The sequence below is a fragment of the Streptomyces caeruleatus genome, assembly GCF_001514235.1.
GTDB classification, from domain to species: domain Bacteria; phylum Actinomycetota; class Actinomycetes; order Streptomycetales; family Streptomycetaceae; genus Streptomyces; species Streptomyces caeruleatus.
In genome coordinates this window covers 4,537-22,380 of the sequence record NZ_KQ948926.1, presented here as the reverse complement: position 1 = coordinate 22,380, position 17,844 = coordinate 4,537, and the positions used below count along the sequence as shown (strand labels likewise).

12 protein-coding genes and 1 pseudogene are annotated in these 17,844 nt (G+C 71.7%); 10 read left to right on the top strand and 3 right to left on the bottom strand.

The genetic code is table 11. The features are described from left to right. Nucleotides 1-11: 11 nt before the first annotated feature. Nucleotides 12-1,526, top strand: coding sequence for an Asp-tRNA(Asn)/Glu-tRNA(Gln) amidotransferase subunit GatB (gatB, locus tag AQJ67_RS08895; RefSeq protein WP_062717552.1), 1,515 nt, complete (start codon nt 12-14; stop codon nt 1,524-1,526). A 49-nt stretch (nt 1,527-1,575) separates the two neighbouring features. On the opposite strand, the gene AQJ67_RS08890 is transcribed toward gatB, so the two are convergent. Then, entirely contained in the window at nt 1,576-2,379 is an 804-nt protein-coding gene (locus AQJ67_RS08890) for an SAM-dependent methyltransferase (RefSeq protein WP_062717551.1), read from the bottom strand. A gap of 188 nt (nt 2,380-2,567) precedes the next feature. Between AQJ67_RS08890 and AQJ67_RS08885 the strand changes: the two genes are divergently transcribed. The 7 genes from AQJ67_RS08885 to AQJ67_RS08855 all read left to right on the top strand — a co-directional run bounded on the left by AQJ67_RS08885 (nt 2,568) and on the right by AQJ67_RS08855 (nt 10,588). Continuing rightward, nucleotides 2,568-3,008 carry a DUF1275 domain-containing protein gene (locus AQJ67_RS08885; protein WP_244190402.1) on the top strand — a complete coding sequence of 147 codons (441 nt, stop codon included), beginning with the start codon at nt 2,568-2,570 and terminating at the stop codon, nt 3,006-3,008. Nucleotides 3,009-3,253: 245 nt separating this feature from the next. Beyond that, nucleotides 3,254-5,485, top strand: coding sequence for an MMPL family transporter (locus AQJ67_RS08880; RefSeq protein ID WP_062717550.1), 2,232 nt, complete (start codon nt 3,254-3,256; stop codon nt 5,483-5,485). Further along, nucleotides 5,463-6,038, top strand: coding sequence for a GNAT family N-acetyltransferase (locus AQJ67_RS08875; RefSeq protein WP_062717549.1), 576 nt, complete (start codon nt 5,463-5,465; stop codon nt 6,036-6,038). The genes AQJ67_RS08880 and AQJ67_RS08875 overlap by 23 nt, the downstream gene beginning before the upstream one ends. A gap of 35 nt (nt 6,039-6,073) precedes the next feature. Beyond that, complete coding sequence (locus tag AQJ67_RS08870) at nt 6,074-6,637, top strand: hypothetical protein (protein ID WP_062717548.1); 564 nt, start codon at nt 6,074-6,076, stop codon at nt 6,635-6,637. Nucleotides 6,638-6,843: 206 nt separating this feature from the next. Beyond that, on the top strand, nt 6,844-7,023 hold the full coding sequence (locus tag AQJ67_RS08865; protein ID WP_062717547.1) for a hypothetical protein: 180 nt from the start codon (nt 6,844-6,846) through the stop codon (nt 7,021-7,023). Nucleotides 7,024-7,250: 227 nt separating this feature from the next. Continuing rightward, nucleotides 7,251-10,316, top strand: a complete 3,066-nt coding sequence (locus AQJ67_RS08860; RefSeq protein ID WP_079055845.1) for a helix-turn-helix transcriptional regulator — start codon at nt 7,251-7,253, stop codon at nt 10,314-10,316. Between the two features lie 44 nt (nt 10,317-10,360). Further along, on the top strand, nt 10,361-10,588 hold the full coding sequence (locus AQJ67_RS08855; protein WP_062717545.1) for a DUF6191 domain-containing protein: 228 nt from the start codon (nt 10,361-10,363) through the stop codon (nt 10,586-10,588). Nucleotides 10,589-10,594: 6 nt separating this feature from the next. On the opposite strand, the gene AQJ67_RS08850 is transcribed toward AQJ67_RS08855, so the two are convergent. Next, nucleotides 10,595-11,728 (bottom strand): PQQ-dependent sugar dehydrogenase, encoded by a 1,134-nt coding sequence (locus tag AQJ67_RS08850; protein WP_244190401.1) that lies wholly within the window; start codon nt 11,726-11,728, stop codon nt 10,595-10,597. Between the two features lie 183 nt (nt 11,729-11,911). Further along, a complete protein-coding gene (locus AQJ67_RS08845; RefSeq protein ID WP_062717544.1) occupies nt 11,912-12,910 on the bottom strand; it encodes an aldo/keto reductase in 999 nt (332 codons plus the stop codon). Between the two features lie 154 nt (nt 12,911-13,064). Between AQJ67_RS08845 and AQJ67_RS08840 the strand changes: the two genes are divergently transcribed. Beyond that, complete coding sequence (locus tag AQJ67_RS08840) at nt 13,065-14,015, top strand: 2-hydroxyacid dehydrogenase (protein ID WP_062717543.1); 951 nt, start codon at nt 13,065-13,067, stop codon at nt 14,013-14,015. A gap of 453 nt (nt 14,016-14,468) precedes the next feature. Further along, nucleotides 14,469-17,525, top strand: a pseudogene (locus tag AQJ67_RS08835) (putative bifunctional diguanylate cyclase/phosphodiesterase). The last annotated feature ends 319 nt before the right edge of the window (nt 17,526-17,844 follow it).

The following is a 17,844-nucleotide window of genomic DNA, read 5'->3' as shown; positions in this document are numbered from 1 at the left end:
GAAGTTTCACCGTGACCACCACGACCGACCTGGTGTCGTACGAGGACGCGCTGGCGTCGTACGACCCCGTCATGGGCCTTGAGGTCCATGTCGAACTCGGCACCAAGACCAAGATGTTCTGCGGTTGTTCCACGGCCCTCGGCCAGGACGCCAACACGCAGACCTGCCCCGTCTGCCTCGGCCTGCCCGGCGCGCTCCCGGTCGTCAACGCGACCGGCGTCGAGTCCGCGATCAAGATCGGTCTCGCGCTGAACTGCGAGATCGCCGAGTGGTGCCGCTTCGCCCGGAAGAACTACTTCTATCCGGACATGCCGAAGAACTTCCAGACCTCCCAGTACGACGAGCCGATCGCCTTCAACGGCTACCTCGACGTACAGCTGGAGGACGGCGAGACCTTCCGTGTGGAGATCGAGCGCGCCCACATGGAGGAGGACACCGGCAAGTCGACCCACGTGGGCGGCGCGACGGGCCGTATCCACGGCGCCTCGCACTCGCTGCTGGACTACAACCGCGCCGGCATCCCGCTCATCGAGATCGTCACCAAGCCGATCGAGGGCGCGGGCGAGCGTGCTCCCGAGGTCGCGAAGGCGTACGTCCGGGAGCTGCGCGAGCTCATCAAGGCGCTCGGCGTCTCCGAGGCCCGCATGGAGATGGGCCAGATGCGCTGCGACGTGAACCTGTCGCTGCGCCCGCACGGCCGCGAGAAGTTCGGCACGCGCTCGGAGACGAAGAACGTCAACTCGCTGCGGTCCGTGGAGCGTGCGGCCCGTTTCGAGATCCAGCGTCACGCGGCCGTCCTGAGCGGCGGCGGGACGATCATCCAGGAGACCCGGCACTTCCACGAGGACACCGGATCGACGACCTCGGGCCGAGTGAAGGAAGAGGCCGAGGACTACCGGTACTTCCCCGAGCCGGACCTGGTTCCGGTGGCCCCCTCGCGCGAGTGGGTCGAGGAGATCCGGGCGGCCCTGCCCGAGCTGCCGCTGGCTCGGCGTACCCGACTCCTCGCGGAGTGGGGCATCTCGGCCACCGACATGCAGGCGATCCTCAACGCCGGTGCGCTGGACCCGATCGTCGCCACGACCGACGCCGGTGCCGACGCCGCGTCCGCCCGTAAGTGGTGGATGGGCGAACTGGCGCGCAGCGCCAACGAGTCGGGCAAGTCGCTGGACGAGCTGGCCATCACGCCGGAGCAGGTCGCCCGGGTCACGGCCCTGGTCAACGAGGGCTCCCTCAACGACAAGCTGGCCCGCCAGGTCATCGAGGGCGTCCTCGCGGGCGAGGGCACCCCGGACGAGGTCGTCGACAAGCGCGGTCTGAAGGTCGTCTCCGACGAGGGCGCCCTGGGTGCCGCCGTCGACGAGGCCATCGCCGGCAACCCGGGCATCGCCGACAAGATCCGCTCGGGCAAGGTCGCCGCGGCCGGCGCCCTGGTCGGCGCGGTCATGAAGGCGACCCGCGGTCAGGCGGACGCGGCCCGCGTCAAGGAGCTGATCCTGGAGAAGCTGGGCGTCAGCGAGGGCTGAGCCCTGACCTGCGGAAGGCCCCGGAGGCACTGCCTCCGGGGCCTTCCGCTTACTTACGGCGTCCTACGAGTCGTACGAAGCCCAGCGCGCGGCCCTCGTCCGCCTGTACCGCCTCGCGGACCTGGCGGGCCATCGTGCGATGGAACTCCTCCGGGCTCTCCTCGGCGACGACGTCGCACCACAGCAGCCAGTCCCGCCAGCCGTCGTCCAGCCAGTCGGCGGTCTCGACCTCGACGGCCCCGCTGCGGGTCCAGTGGCGCCGCCACCAGTCGGCGGAGTGGAAGACCCACCAGTCGGGCTCCCAGTACTCCTTGAGGTGCTCCGGGGGCTCGGTGCCCTCGATCTCCTCCCGTACCGCGGGTACGACGATCCCGATCCGCCCGCCCGGCTTCAACAGCCGGGTCAACGTGGGCAGGTAGAGATCGTCCGTGCCGAAGTACTGGTACGCGTCGATGCTCACGATCGCGTCGAAGCAGGCCTCGGCGAACGGCAGGTCGTGCGCCTCGGCGTGCACGGGCAGCACCCGGTCGGCGAAGCCGGCCTCGGCGACGCGGCGGGCGTTCTCGTCCGGCTTGACCCACAGGTCGGCCGCGGTGACCTGGGCGTCGAACTCCCTGGCCAGGAAGACGGAGGTCATGGCCCGGCCGCAGCCCAGGTCCAGGACGCGGGCGCAGGGGCGCAGGGCGTCCAGGCCGAGGGCGGGGGCCAGCCACTCCAGCAGCCACAGTGCGTTCGGGCCCATCTGGTTCTCGATGACCCAGCGGACGTCGTAGCTGTTGCTGCGCGGGTAGCGGACGTGGGTCAGCCGCTGGGTGAGTTCCTCATCCGAGGTCCTCGGGGTGATGTCGGGCATCGGTGAACGGGCTCCTTGAGTCCGGGGAAGCGGAAAGGGATACGGAGGAGCTCGGCCGGACGCTCAAACAATGCACCTGCCCAGGTCGGCGGCGGTGTGCCGCGGGAACGGCGGACCTTCGGACGCTAGCAGCCCGCCCTTCGGACCGGCATCCGATTTCCCGGCGCGACGCGCTACGCTCGCCCGCCATGAGTGGACGCGGTGATTCCGAGATATCCGAGACGCGGAAGGAGCGGTTCGAGACGCCCGAGGACGACCCCGCCGAGATTCCGGCGGACGCCGAGGTCCAGGACGACGCACAGGTCCCGGCGGGCGACGCAGACGATCCGGCGGACGGCATGGAAGACCCGGCGGATGACGAAGAAGACCTCGACGACCCGGCGCAGGTGGCGCGGCGGGCCCGTTGGACGGCGGCCGTGACCGGGGCGCTGCTCGCCCTCGCGGGGCTGGCCGCCTCGACGCTCCGGGCCACCGGCTCGGCTCCGGCCCTCGTCCCTGCCGCCTACGCGCTCGGTGCCGCCGTCTGCGCCCTCGCCGCGTTCCTCGGCTCGCGCGGCCGTACCCGGCGGGCGCTGTGGCTGCTTGTCACCGGGGTGATGGTGATGGCGCTGGGGGACCAGTTCGACTGAGAAGTTCCCGGTGCGGGGGCGCGCTTGTGTGAGAGGCGCCACCTGCGACGACAGAGTGGTCGTTACTGTCCTGTGATCTGCCTCCCACTTGTGTGAATAAACCCACGAACGGGGCAAACGATCACTGGCGCCTGCGAGAGTTTGCTTCACATCGCTCATGCGTTCTTTGCGGGCTGTTCACTCCATGAACGACGTTTCGGCGTCTCCCGGTCAAAGATCCACATACCGCCCCCGGGAGCACGTTCGTGGCAGCCCTTGCACGCTGGTGTGTCCAGCGCCGCCTCGTCGCCGTACTGCTCTGGCTCCTCGCCTTCGGCGGAGTGACCGCGGCCGCCGCCGTGACCGGCTCCGCGTACTCCAACGACTACGAGGTCCCCGGCACCGAATCGGGCCGCGCCACCCAGCTGTTGCAGGACGGCTTCCCGGGACTCGGCGGCGACAGCGACACCGTCGTCTGGCACACCACGTCCGGCACCGTCCGCGCCGCCGCCGTCGAACAGACCATGACGCGCACCCTCGCCGACATCGCGGAACTCCCCGGGGTCGCGGCCGTGAGCAGCCCGTACGACAAACAGGCCGCCGCCGCCCGGATCAGCGCGGACGGGCGGACGGCGTACGCCACCGTCACCTTCGACACCGGCGTCGAGAACCTCGACAAGGGCGAGGCACAGGCCGTCGTGAGCGCGGCCAAGTCCGCCGAGGCCGACGGGCTCCAGGTGGAGCTGGGCGGCAGCGCCGTCGGGCTCACCGAGTCGCCCGAGGGGCACCTGGCCGAGGTCGTCGGCGTGGCCGTGGCCGCCGTCGTGCTCTTCCTCGCCTTCGGGTCGCTCGCCGCCTCCCTGCTGCCCATCGCCACCGCGCTGGTGAGCGTCGGCACCGCGTACGCCGGCATCGCGCTGCTCTCACACGCCATGACCGTGGCCGACTTCGCGCCCATGCTCGGCATGCTCGTCGGGCTCGGCGTCGGCATCGACTACGCCCTGTTCATCGTCACCCGGCACCGGCGCGGCCTGAAACGCGGCCTGTCCGTCACCGAGTCGATCACCAACGCCGTGGCCACCACCGGACGCGCCGTCGTCTTCGCGGGCGCGACCGTGTGCATCGCCCTGCTCGGGATGCTGATCCTCCGGCTCGGCTTCCTCAACGGCGTCGCGATAGCCGCCTCCCTCACCGTGTTCCTCACGGTCGCCGCCTCCGTGACCCTGCTGCCCGCCCTGCTGTCCTTCATCGGCATGCGCGCCCTGAGCCGACGCGAGCGGCGCCGGCTGACGGAGCACGGCCCCGAGCCCGAGCTGCCGACCGGGTTCGCCGCCCGCTGGTCGGCGTTCGTGGAGCGCCACCCGAGGACGCTCGGCGTGCTCGCCCTGGCCGTCATCACCGTCCTCGCCCTGCCCACCCTCGGCCTGCGCCTGGGCACCTCCGACCAGGGCAACAACCCGGAGTCCGCCACCACCCGCCAGGCCTACGACCTGCTCGCCGACGGCTTCGGTCCCGGCGTGAACGGCCCGCTCACCCTGGTCACCGAGGTCGACGGCGGCGACGACAAGCTCGCCCTCGACAACCTCGACGCGCGCCTGCGCACCACCGACGGCGTCGCGTCGGTGACCCCGGTGACGTACAACACCGGCGGCGACACGGCGTACCTGACCGTCGTACCCGACTCCTCCCCGCAGTCACGGCAGACCAGCGAGCTCGTGGACCGGCTGCGCGACGAGGTCCTGCCGCGCGCCGAGACCGGTACCTCGCTCGATGTGCAGGTCGGCGGCGTGACGGCCGGCTACGACGACTTCGCCGAGATGATCGTCGGCAAGCTGCCGCTGTTCGTCGGCGTCGTCATCGGCCTCGGCTGTCTGCTGCTCCTGCTCGCCTTCCGGTCCGTCGGCATCCCGCTGAAGGCCGCCGCGATGAACGTGGCCGCCGTGGCGGCCGCCTTCGGGGTCGTCGTCGCGATCTTCCAGTGGGGCTGGGGCAGCGAGCTGCTGGGCCTCGGCCGTGCGGGCCCGATCGAGCCGTTCCTCCCGGTCATCATGGTGTCGGTGCTGTTCGGCCTCTCCATGGACTACCAGGTCTTCCTGGTCAGCCGGATGTACGAGGAGTGGCTGGAGACCGGCGACAACCGGAGGGCCGTCCGGATCGGCCTCGCCGAGACCGGCCGGGTGATCAACTCCGCCGCGGTCATCATGATCTCGGTCTTCCTCGCCTTCGTCCTCAGCGGTGACCGGGTGATCGCCATGTTCGGCATCGCGCTGGCCGCCGCGGTCGCCCTGGACGCCTTCGTCCTGCGCACCCTCCTCGTCCCCGCCCTGATGCATCTGCTCGGCGGCGCCAACTGGTGGCTGCCCCGCTGGCTCGACCAGCGCCTGCCCCGCATCAGCATCGAACCGCCCGAGTCGCGTGCCGCCCATGAGAGGCTCACCGACGTCGTGTCGGAACTGGAGAAGGAGCAACGGGGCGATGTACGCGATACCGCTGGGTGACGACGGAGCCGAGCTCCGGCCCCTGGAGCCGTGGCACGCCGAGGAGTTCCTGGCGCACCTGGAGCGGGGCCGGGAGTTCATCGGGCAGTACATCCCGTTCGGCTCGCACGCCACCGACCCGGCGTCGGCCCGCGAGACCCTCCAGCGGTACGCGGACATGCGCGCCGCGGACACGGCGTCGTACCACGGCATCTGGCTGGACGGAAAACTCGTCGGCGGCGTCCTCACGTTGAACTTCGACGCCGCGACCGGCAACTGCGAGGTCGGGTGCTGGCTGGAGCCCGCCGCGACCGGACGCGGGCTCATCACCCGGGCGATGCGGGTGCTGATCGACTGGGCGGTCGAGGAGCGCGGCATCCACCGCGTCGAGTGGATCGCGGCGTCCGGCAACACGCCCAGCCTGAACGTCGCCCGAAGGCTCGGCATGACCCGAGACGGCGTCCGCCGCGAGGCACACCCCTATGGTGGGGTGCGCCACGACCTGGAGGTGTGGTCGATCCTCGCCCCGGAGTGGCGCGACGCACGCGCGCGTGCCGAGCACAAGGATCATTAAGACCCTTCTCAGAGAGCGTCCGTACGGTGCGAGACATGGGAACGAAGACAGTGGACGAGACCGCGACCGAGACCAAGACCGACGACGAGAACGTGGACGTCACCAAGGCGACCGAGGCCGAGACCGAGGCCGAGACCGAGGCCGTTGAGGGTGACGAGCACGAGGAGGAGGTGGCCGCCGAGGCGACGGAAGCGGCGCCCTCCGGCGTCGGCCAGGGCGCGGGCGCGGTCGTCTCCGCTGCGCTCGGCCTCGTCTCCCTGAGCGGCGGCTGGCTGGGTGTGATCGCCTCCGCACGGCAGGACGTCCACGCCCAGTTGGAATCCGCGACGTCGCAGTCCCCGGACGTCGCCAAGCTGCTGGACGAGCGCTACGGGGCTGCCTGGCACGCCACCGCCCTGTGGGCCGGTGTCTTCGCGCTCGCCGCACTGATCGTCGGCGTCGTCGTGCTCGCCCGGCCCGCGTTCGGGGCGCCCGGCAAGCCGCAGCCCGCATGGATCAAGTCGGTCGCCTGGGGCGGCGTCGCCCTCGGTGTGATCGGCCTGCTGCTGGCCGTCCTCAAGTACACCGACGTCCTGCTCGGCGTGCCGTCCGTGGGCTGAACCACCGCAGACCCTGAGGGGCCTCAGAGCCGCCGTAAGCACATCGGACGGCGCCCTGAGGCCCCTCACGCGCGTCTAAGGCCCCACCGCCCGCGTGAAGATGCGGAACTCTCCCGATGCGGCGGACCCCCCTGGCAGACGAAGCTCGATTCATCGGCGAACGACGTCGAAACCGCCTTCTCACCAGGGAAAACGAGGGATTCGCGATGTACGGCTACGAACTCCACCGCCTCCGCTCCGCCGAACTGATCCGCCAGGCCGAGCACGCACGCCTGGTCCGCGAGGCCGTCCGCGGCCGCCGTGCCGAACGTTCCGCTCAGGCCGCGGCGGAGTCGGAGTCCCATATGCCCCGCCGCAGCAGGCACCGGCATCCACGGGCCGCGTGAAAGCGGGGGGCACGGGGGCGGGGGCTGATGCCGGGCGGCAGGCCCCCGCCCGCCCGCAAGGGGCCCCCGGGCCGTCGGTCGTACTCGGCGCGGGCCGGCCGCAACCAGCCCGCCCGGCGTTCGAGGACGAGGCCCGGTCAGGGCCGAAGCGGGGGTCTGGGGGCGGCAGCCCCCGGTGGACGGTCACTTCGACGCCGAGCCCAGCGAAAACCGGTGCCGCAGCGCCGGTGACGCATGCGAAGCTCGACCCCGTGGAGAGCAGGTCCGTAAGCCCCGTGTTCGTCGGTCGCGCAACCGAGTTGGAAACGCTGCACGACGCCTTCGCCCGAGCCGCCGCTGGGGAGCCCCAGGCGCTGGTGATCGGCGGCGAGGCCGGCGTCGGCAAGACGCGCCTCGTCGAGGAGTTCGCCACCGCCGCCGCCCGCGAGGGCACCGTCGTCGTGCTCGGCGGCTGCGTCGAGATCGGCGCCGACGGACTGCCCTTCGCCCCCTTCTCCACCGCACTGCGCGCCCTGCGCCGCGAGTTGCCCGACGAACTGGCCGCGGCCGCGGCCGGCCAGGAGGAGGAACTGGCCCGGCTGCTGCCCGAGTTGGCCGAGACGGCACCGGCCCACCAGGCGAACCGCTCGGACGAGGAGGGCATGGCCCGTCTCTTCGAGCTCACCGCCCGCCTCCTGGAGCGCGTAGCCGCCCGCCGCACGGTCGTCGTCGCCCTGGAGGATCTGCACTGGGCCGACGCCTCCACCCGCCACCTCCTCGCCTATCTCTTCCGCACCCTGCGCACCGGCCGCCTCGTCGTCCTGGCCACCTACCGCTCCGACGACATCCACCGCCGCCACCCCCTGCGCCCGCTCCTCGCCGAACTCGACCGTCTGCGCACGGTCCGCCGCATCGACCTCGGCCGCTTCAACCGCGCCGAGGTCGGCCGCCAGATCGCCGGCATCCTCGCCACCGAACCCGACCCCGCCCAGGTCGACGAGATCTTCGAACGCTCCGACGGCAACGCCTTCTTCGTCGAGGAACTCGCCGTCGCCACCCACGAGGGCTGCTGCACCGGCCTCACCGACACCCTGCGCGACCTGCTCCTCGTCCGGGTGGAACGGCTGCCCGAGGCCGCCCAGCGGGTCGCCCGGATCGTCGCCGAGGGCGGCTCCACCGTCGAGTACCGGCTGATCGAGGCCGTCGCCCGGCTCGCCGAGGACGACCTCATCGAGGCGCTGCGGGCCGCCGTCAACGCCAACATCCTCACCGCGGCGCCCGGCGGCGACGGCTACCGCTTCCGCCACTCCCTGGTCCGCGAGGCCGTCGGCGACGACCTGCTGCCCGGGGAACGCTCCCGCCTCAACCGCCGCTACGCCGAAGCACTGGAGGCCGACCCGACGCTCGTCCCGGCCGGTGAACGCGTCATGCGGCTGGCCAGCTACTGGTACCACGCCCACGACCCGGCCAAGGCCCTGCCCGCCGTCCTGGAAGCCTCCGTCGCCGCCCGCCGCCGGCACGCCCACTCCGAGCAGCTACGGCTGCTGGAACGCGCGATGGAACTGTGGGACTCCGCCCCCGAGGACATCCGCGCCACCCTGCGCCCCGTCGACTACACCGAGGTCTACCCGCCCTGCGGCTGCGACCCCGCCACCACGCCCCTGCGCTACCTCGACCTCATGGCCGAGGCCGCCGTCGCCGGACGGCTCTGCGGAGAGCGCGAACGCGCCCTGAAGATCACCAAGCGTGCCCTGCACCTGCTGGAGGACGAGGGCGACCCCCTGCGCGCCGCCTGGTTCTGGGTCCAGCGCTCCCGGCTGGTCCAGGCGCAGGCCCGCGGCGACGGCTGGAAGGAGCTGGGCACCGCGCAGGAACTGGTCCGCGGCCTGCCGCCGTCCGAGGTGCACGCCGAGGTGCTGGCCACCGCCGCCAACTGGTCGATGCTCCGCGACCCCGGCCCCGACGCCATGTCGGCCGCCGAACGGGCCGTCGAGTACGCGCGCATGGTCGGCGCCGAGGACATCGAACTGAACGCGCGCCTCACCCTCGGCGGCCTCATGGTCGAAGCCGGGGACACCGAGGCCGGACTGGCCCAGATGCACGAGGTCAGGGACGAGGTACTGGCCCGTGGCCTCACCGCGGTGGTGGGCCGCAGCCATGTGAACCTGCCGTCCGTCCTCGAAGGCGTCGGCCGTTCCGAGGACGCCGTCGGCATCCTGCGCGAGGGCCTGCGGCTCACCCAGCAGTGGGGCCTGCGCGACTCCGAGGCCTGGGTCTGGGCGAACCTCGCCGAGTCACTGATCTCCCTGGGCCGCTGGGACGAGGCCGCCGACGCCGCGGTGAACGCCCAGCGCACCGGCCAGGCGGCGAAGCCGCGCGGCGGCGGCTCGAACAGCCTGGCCCGCCTCGCGCTCGCCCGCGGCGACATCGCCGAGGCCGGCCGGCATCTGGCCGCCGCCCGCGCCTTCTACGGCACCCACGACCCCATGCCCCAGAACAACCTGCCGATGTCCTACGTCGCCCTCGGGATATCCGCCGCCGAGGGCCGGCTCCTCGACGCCCGCGCGGAGGCCGACCGGGCCCTGAGCGCCGGCTTCCCGCCCGGCACCCAGCGCTACGCCTGGCCCCTGCTGCTGGCCGCCGCCATCGCCGAGTCCGACGCCCGCGCCCACGCGCTGCCCGCCGCACAGGAGGGTCGTACCGCCTTCCTGGACCGGCTCTTCGAGGCCGTCCGCAAGCTCACCACGGGCGCGCCCCTGTGGCTGGCGTACGAGAAGTGGACCCGAGCCGAACTCGACCGGGCCGCGAGCCGGGCCCCCGAACCCGACACCTGGTCGGACCTGGTCACGGCCTTCGAAGCCCTGGAGCGCCCCTACGACCTCGCCCAGGTCCGCCACCGCCTGGCCGAGGCGCTGCTCGCGATCGGCGGGGACGACGAACGCTCCCGCGCCACGGAGCTGCTCCGCCTGACCCGGGCCGCCGCCACCCATCTGGGCGCCCGCCCGCTCGTCGACGCCACGACCCACCTGGCCCAGCGAGCCCGCCTCACCCTCACGGCGGCCCCGCCCCCGCCCCCGACCGACCCGGCCGACGCCCTCGGTCTCACCACCCGCGAGCGCGACGTCCTCCGTCTGGTCTCCGCGGGCCGCACCAACCGCCAGATCGCCGAGGAACTCTTCATCTCCCCGAAGACAGCCAGCGTCCATGTGTCGAACATCCTGGGCAAGCTCGGCGTCTCCGGCAGGGGCGAGGCCGCGGCGCTGGCGCATCGGATGGGGCTGTTCGTGTCCGAATCCCTCACCTCGGGGGCATGAGCCCCAGGTTTACGCTGTAAGGGACATTGGTCCTGGGAGGTTCCGTGTTCAACGCGTTCGAGGAACTCTTCGCGCCCGGCCGCAAGCACACCCGCGACGAACAGAAACGCCTGGAACTGACCCGCGAGGACGTCGGGGACAACGACCCCGGGCGCGGGCCGATAGACCTCGCGTCCGGGAAGGTCGTCGTACGGATGCCGGAGCCGTCGGCCGGTGAGGACACCGCCGAGGGCGACGGCGAGGGGGAGAGGAAGATCGACGGGCCGCAGTGAGGCCGCTCAGCTCACCTGAACCTCCAGAATCCGGTCGTCCCCGTCCTTCGGGTCGCCCCGCCCGTCCGTGTTGCTCGTCGTCACCCACAGCTTGTCGCCGCCGGCCGGGACGACCGTCCGCAGCCGGCCGTACTCACCCTCCAGGAAGGCCTGCGGGTCCGCCGACGCCGCTGTGCCCTTCAGCGGGACCCGCCACAGGCGCTGGCCCTTCAGCCCCGCCATCCAGACGGACCCCTCGGCATAGGCGATGCCACTGGGGGAGGCGTCGTCCGTGCCCCACTGGGCCAGCGGGTTGTGGTACTTGGCGTCGTCGGACTTGCCCTCCACCTCGGGCCAGCCGTAGTTGTCGCCCGGCTTGATCGCGTTCAGCTCGTCCCAGGTGTCCTGGCCGAACTCCGCGGCGAACAGGCGCTGTTCGGGGTCCCAGGCCAGGCCCTGCACATTGCGATGGCCGTACGAGTACACGGGAGAGTCCGTGAAGGGGTTGCCCGGGGCCGGTTCGCCCTCCGGTGTCAGGCGGAGGATCTTGCCGCCCAGGGAGTCCTTGTCCTGGGACAGGCCCGAATCACCGCTCTCGCCCGTGCCCGCGTACAGCATCTTGTCCGGGCCGAACGCTATGCGGCCGCCGTTGTGGATGAAGCCCTTGGGGATGCCCTTGAAGACGGTGTCGGGTGCGCCCAGTTGCTCGCCGCTCGGCTTCTGCTCGTCGTACAGCATGCGGACGATGCGGTTGTCCGAGGCCGAGGTGAAGTACGCGTAGACCATGTGGTCCGAGGCGTAGTCCGGCGACAGGGCCAGGCCCATGAGGCCGCCCTCGCCCGCCGGGGACACCCCCGGCACCTCGCCCAGCTCGGTCTTCTTGCCCGTCTCCCCGTCGACCCGCGTGATCGTGGCGTCGTCGCGGGAGGACACGAGCAGATCACCGCCGGGCAGCGGGGCCAGGCCCCAGGGGGTGTCCAGTCCCTCCGCGACCGTACGCACCACCTTCACGGACCCCTGTGCCGGCGGCGTCTCCTCGGCGGCCCGCCCAGTGGGCGACGCTCCCTTGTCACTGCTCGACGCCGCCGCCCCGCCGCCACCCGGCGATTCCCCGTCGTCGGAGGAACATCCGGCCGTCAGCACCATTACGGCCGCGGCCATTACGGCCGTCACCACTCGACGTTGCACGATCACGGTCCCTTCGACGCGGCAGGTTCTACTTTTCTTACACCGCTCGAGCCTCACAGGTTCCCGATCCATGAATCTCGAATCACCCCCTGCCCGGCGACCGCCGCTGGGCCCGGACCCGGCGGTGTCCAGCCAGGGGGGGGCTGACCGCCAACGTCAGTCCCAGGACCCCAGTGCCCTCGGCAGCTCCGCCACCTCTGCCAGGTCCTCTGCCGTCAGCCGCAGGCTTGCGGCTGCCGCGTTCTCGGTGGCCCAGCGTTCCTGCTTCGTGCCGGGGAGGGCGATCACGTGTCGACCCTGGGACAGCACCCAGGCCAGCGCGATCTGGGCCGGTGTGGCCCCGGTGCCGTGGCGGGCGGCGATGCGGCGCAGGCCGGCGACTATGGGCTGGTTGGCCGCCATCATCTCCGCGGTGAAGCGGGGGTGCCGGGCGCGGACGTCGTCCGGTTCGAAGCCCTGGCCGGGGGTGAGGGTGCCGGACAGGAAGCCGTTGCCCAGGGGCATCGCCGCGAGGAAGCCCACGCCGCGTGCCTCGCACCACGGCAGCAGGCCCTCCAGCGCGTCGGGCGACCACACTGACAGCTCGGCCTGCACGGCGCTCACCGGGAAGACCTGCTGCACGCGCTGCAGTTGGCGGATCGTCGCGTCGTGCAGGCGGGTCCCGGAGCGGCGGCCACCTCGCGCGCCGACGGCGCACAACCCCAACGCCCGTACCTTTCCGGCCTGGACGAGCTCCGCCATCGCGCCCCACGTCTCCTCGACGGGGACCTCGGGGTCCGCGCGGTGCAGTTGGTAGAGGTCGATCACGTCCGTCTGGAGGCGGCGCAGGGAGGCGTCGCAGGCCCGCTTCACATAGCCGGGGCGGCCGTTGGCCACGATGTGCTGTTCGCCCACCAGCAGGCCGACCTTGGTCGAGAGGAACGCGTCCTGCCGGCGCTCCTTCAACACCCGCCCCACCAGCAGCTCGTTGGTGAACGGGCCGTACATGTCGGCCGTGTCCAGCAGCGTCGAGCCCAGATCGAGCGCCCGGTGCACCGCCCTGACCGACTCCTCGCCCCGCTGCCGCGACGAGCTGTACGCCCAGCTCATCGGCATGCACCCGAGCCCGACGGCTCCCACCGCGAGTGCCGCCGCGCCGATCGTCCTGCGCTCCACCTGGCCGTAACCCTCCCTCTTCCGGCACCCCAACCTAACCTCTGCACACCTGTTCGGCCGACCAAGGGCCCGGCGCATGGATCATGAGCGGGCGCCGTCCCGTTCCTCCGGCCCGACCGGCCTGTCCCGACGGGAAGGCCCTAGCCTCCAAGGCATGACTGCTGACGTGTGGCTCCCCATCCCGCCGGACGAGATCGAGGGCCTTCCCATGGGCCCCGCCTACCGCTACTGGAACGGCGCCGAGGACTTTCCCGCCGACCCGGCCGAGTGCGCCTTCTACGTCGTCCCGTACATGAAGGCCCCCGAACTCGGGCAGCGTCCCCTGCCGGAGTTGAGCTCCGTGGAAGTCGTGCAGACGCTCTCCGCCGGCATCGACCACGTCGAACCGGGCCTGAAGCACCTGCGACCCGGCGTGCGACTGTGCAACGCGCGCGGGGTGCACGAGGCGAGCACCGCCGAGCTCACACTCACGCTGATCCTCGCCTCGCTGCGCGGCATCCCCGACTTCGTCCGGGCCCAGGACAGGGGGGAGTGGCTCGGCGGATTCCGGCCGGCGCTGGCGGACAAGAACGTCCTCATCGTGGGATACGGCTCGATCGGCGCCGCCATCGAGGACCGGCTCGCACCCTTTGAACTCGCGCGGGTGGCGCGCGTCGCGCGCTCTGAGCGCACCACGGCGCGCGGCGAAGTGCATCCGCTCACCGAACTGTCCGCCCTGTTGCCGGAAGCGGACGTCGTCATCCTCTCCACGCCTCTGACGGAGACCACCCGCCACCTGGTCGACGCCGACTTTCTCGCCCGCATGAAGGACGGCGCGCTGCTGGTCAACGTCGCCCGCGGCCCCGTCGTGGACAGCAAGGCGCTGCTGGCCGAGCTGGAGACCGGGCGCCTCACCGCCGCCCTGGACGTCACCGACCCGGAACCACTGCCCCGCGACCACCCCCTGTGGCGGGCGCCGGGCGTGCTGATCAGCCCGCATGTGGGCGGCCCGACCTCCGCGTTCCTGCCCCGCGCCAAGCGGCTCCTGGTGGACCAGTTGACGCGGTTCGTGAACCGCGAGCCCCTGCGCAACGTGATCCTTACGACGGGCGCGACACACGCGTGAGGCTCATCCGCTGACCATCGAGCGCGTGTCGCGTGCGCCGCGCGCAACAAGCCGGACATCCGGTTCGAGTACCGTCCGCAATCCCTCGGAAGCGGTCCGTACTCACATATGCGCTGGTCGTCACGGAGCGTAGAGGTGCTATGTCCCTGAGTGACGAGACTGGTGTATCGTCCCGACAGGGGCTGCGCCGCGCACTGATCGGCGCCTTGGGATGGACATTTCAGATTTGTGAGGGGGGCGACGGGCGATGCACGGCCTATGGACGAGCGATCCGACGCGGCGGGGCCGTCGACGGCGACCCTGGCGGACGGCCGCGCGCAGGCGCGGTCGCCACGGCACTCACAGCTGCCGTCACACTCACCACCACCAGGGACACGGCGGCCGCGGGCGGCATGCGCATCCGGCGCACCGGGACCCTCGGGACCCCCGAACGGCGCGGACCGGGAGGACCCGGTGAGCTCGCCACCGCCCCCCACGAGCACGCTCGACGCGGGGCTGCGGGCACAGCCCTCGTCGGCGGCGACACTGCCCCGCCCCTCGTTCGGGGGCGGCACGGGACTCGTCCCGCAACTCGTTCTGGCCCTGGTGTGCGCGGGATACGCCGTCGGTTCCGCGCTCGGCTGGGGTTCGAACCAAGTAGCGCTGATCATGGGCGACTTCGGGCTGGCAGCCGCGGCCGGCGCCGCCGCGGTGTCCTGCTTCCGCTACGCCCGTAGCCGCCGTATCCGCTTTCGGCCCGCCTGGCTGCTGTTCGCCCTCTCCTCCGCGATGGCGGCCCTCGGAAACCTGGTCTGGGGGTGGTACGAGGTCGTCCTCCTGCAGCCCGTGCCCAGCCCCTCCTACGCCGACGGGTTCTTCCTCTGCTTCGCGCCGCCCGCCATCGTGGGACTCCTGGTGCTCGCCAAGCGTCCGGTGACGAAGGCCGGCTGGGTCTGCCTCGGCCTGGACGCCTGGCTGATCGGCGGCTCGCTGCTGACGCTGGCCTGGAGCCTGGCCCTCGCCCAGGCGGCCAAGATCGACTCAAGCGGCGGCGAGAGCGTGGCGCACACCGCGCTCTCGCTCGCCTATCCGCTGCTCGACATCGCCCTGGTCAGCATGGTGCTCGCACTGCACTTCCGCCGCTCCTCGGCGAACCGCACCGCGGTCAACACCGCGATCGGCGCACTCGCCCTGACCGTGATGTGTGACGCCCTGTTCACCTCGCCGCTGCTGCACAACAGCTACCGCTCCGGTCAGCTCCTCGACGCGGGCTGGTTCGCCGGCTCGCTGCTCCTGGCGTACGCCCCGTGGGCCGCGCCGAGAAACGCGGACGGCGAACGGCACGACGGGACCGGGCACACGCGCGTGGTGCACGAGCACGTGCCCGGACAGCGCGGCGCGAGCCACCACCACACGCCGCCCGCCCAGGGAGGTGACCACACCCGGTATCCGGTCACCCGGCCGATCGCCGGCTCCCTGGCCGCGCTCACGCCGTACCTCGCCGCCGCCGTCTGCACCCTGGGCATCCTCTACAACGTCCTCAACGGCCGCAGCGTCGACCGCGTCGTGCTCATCACCGGCGGCACGGTCGTGCTCGCCCTCGTGATGCGCCAGGGCATCATGCTGCTCGACAACATCACCCTCACCCAGGAACTGGCGCAGAAGGAGAACCACTTCCGCTCCCTGGTGCAGGGCTCCAGCGACGTCATCATGATCGCCGCACCCAACGGCCTCCTCCGGTACGTCTCCCCGGCCGCCGCCGGGGTCTACGGCCGCGCCGCCGAGGACCTGGTGGGTACGGAACTGGCCAACCTCATCCACCCGGAGGACCTGGGCTGCGTGGTGCACGAGGTGCGCCGCTTCCTCGCCGCCAGTCCACTTGAGGAACCCACTACGCGCATCGAATGCCGCTTCCGCTCCGGCGACGACGGCTGGCTCAACGTCGAATCGACCGTCAACCGGCACCACGGCGGCCTCATCTTCAACAGCCGGGACGTGACCGAAAGAGTGCGCCTCCAGGCGCAGCTCCAGCACAACGCCGAGCACGACCCGCTCACCGACCTGCCCAACCGCGCACTGTTCACCAAGCGCGTCCAGCAGGCCCTGTCCGGCCGCCGTGCCTCCGACCGGGGCCCCGCCCTGCGCAACACGGCCGTCCTCTTCATCGACCTCGACGGCTTCAAGGGCGTCAACGACACCATCGGGCACCAGGCCGGGGACGAACTGCTCGTCCAGGCCGCCCGCAGACTCCAGGACGCCGTGCGGGGCGGGGACACCGCGTCCCGGCTCGGCGGCGACGAGTTCGCGGCCCTGATCGCCGGTGACGGCACCCGTGACCGCACCGCGCGAGAACGACACATCCTGGAGCTCGCCGACCGCCTCAGGCTGACGCTGTCCCAGCCGTACCTCATCGACGGCAACGATGTCCGTGTCAACGCCTCCATCGGCGTCGCCTTCGCCGAGCCGGGCCTCGGCGCGGGGGAGCTGCTGCGCAACGCCGACCTGGCGATGTACCGCGCCAAGGCGGGCGGCAAGGGCCGCGTCGAGCTGTACAAGCCGCAGATGCAGCAGGACGTCGTACGCAAGGCGGAGCTGGCCACGCGCCTGCGTGCCGCGCTGCACGACGGCGAGTTCGCGCTGCTGCACCAGCCGGTGGTGTGCCTGGAGAACGGCCGGATCACGTCGGTCGCCACCCAGGCGCGCTGGCGGTCCTCGCAAGGGGTGCTGTTCACGCCCGCCGAGTTCCTGCGGGTGGCCGAGGACAGCGACAAGACCGCCGAGCTGGGCCGCTGGATCCTGGAGGAGGCCGTCGAGCAGGCCGCCGAGCGCACCGCGACCGGGCTCGCCGTACCCGTGGCCGTACGGATGAGCGCGCGCAGGCTGCTGGACCGGTCGATGCCGCTCGGCTCGATCGAGGCGCTGCTGACCCGGCACGGGCTGCCGCCCGGGTCGCTGATCATCGAGCTGGCCGACCTCGACCCCCGTGTCGCGCTGGATGAGCTGGAGCGCCGTCTGAGCGGTCTGCGCCGACTCGGCGTCCGGATCGCCCTGGACGGCTTCGGCAGCGGATACGCGGCGCTCACGGCGCTGCGCCGGCTCCCCGTCGACGTACTCAGACTCGACCGCGGTCTGGTCGAGGGGGTCGTCGAGTCCGCGCGGCTGCACAAGATCACCGGAGGGCTGCTGCGGATCGCCGGCGACCTCGGGCTCCAGTCCGTGGCCGACGGCGTGGACCTGCCCGAGCAGGTCGTCGCACTGCGGGCGCTGGGGTGCACTCACGGGCAGGGGATGGCGTTCTCCGGGCCGCTGGACGAGTACCGGCTGCGCCGGGCGATCGGTGCGGGCCGCTATCCGGTGCCGCACGGGCCGGTCGAGCCCGCGTTCGCGGCCTCGACACCGACAGTGGCGCCCCGGAGATGAACGTCCGTGGCAAGGGGCGGCGCCGGGGTGTACACCAGTGGTATGCCCGCCGTTCTGGGAGGCGGAAGTGTCCTGCGTTCACATAATGAGACTCCCGTCCCACGTACTTGACATGGGGTGTGCGCCGGGGAGAGGGTCAGTGTCATGCGCACCCGAATTCTCGTACTTGGAAAGCGCGTCGGCTGAAGCTGGTGACGTCCGGACAGACCCGGAACTCCCAGCGAACCCACCCGGCGCGCTCCCCTCGCTTGCCTTTTGGCACGAGGGGTTTTTTGTTGCACAGGCGCCAGTCGTGCAGCACCGCAACTCCGCTCAAACCTCGCAAAAACCCTCAGCATCGAGAAGAGAATGCCGATGACCGAGCAGGCAACCGGGGCTCACCCGCAGCCGCGGCCCCGATCCGGAGGACACCAGTCCGCCCCCGAGCACG

Excerpts from the sequence above, each read along its gene's own strand:
- AQJ67_RS08890 (WP_062717551.1), bottom strand. The coding sequence starts at position 2,379 with ATGCCCGACATCACCCCGAGGACCTCGGATGAGGAACTCACCCAGCGG.
- AQJ67_RS08885 (WP_244190402.1), top strand. The coding sequence starts at position 2,568 with ATGAGTGGACGCGGTGATTCCGAGATATCCGAGACGCGGAAGGAGCGG.
- AQJ67_RS08875 (WP_062717549.1), top strand. The coding sequence starts at position 5,463 with ATGTACGCGATACCGCTGGGTGACGACGGAGCCGAGCTCCGGCCCCTG.
- AQJ67_RS08870 (WP_062717548.1), top strand. The coding sequence starts at position 6,074 with ATGGGAACGAAGACAGTGGACGAGACCGCGACCGAGACCAAGACCGAC.
- AQJ67_RS08865 (WP_062717547.1), top strand. The coding sequence starts at position 6,844 with ATGTACGGCTACGAACTCCACCGCCTCCGCTCCGCCGAACTGATCCGC.
- AQJ67_RS08850 (WP_244190401.1), bottom strand. The coding sequence starts at position 11,728 with ATGGCCGCGGCCGTAATGGTGCTGACGGCCGGATGTTCCTCCGACGAC.
- AQJ67_RS08840 (WP_062717543.1), top strand. The coding sequence starts at position 13,065 with ATGACTGCTGACGTGTGGCTCCCCATCCCGCCGGACGAGATCGAGGGC.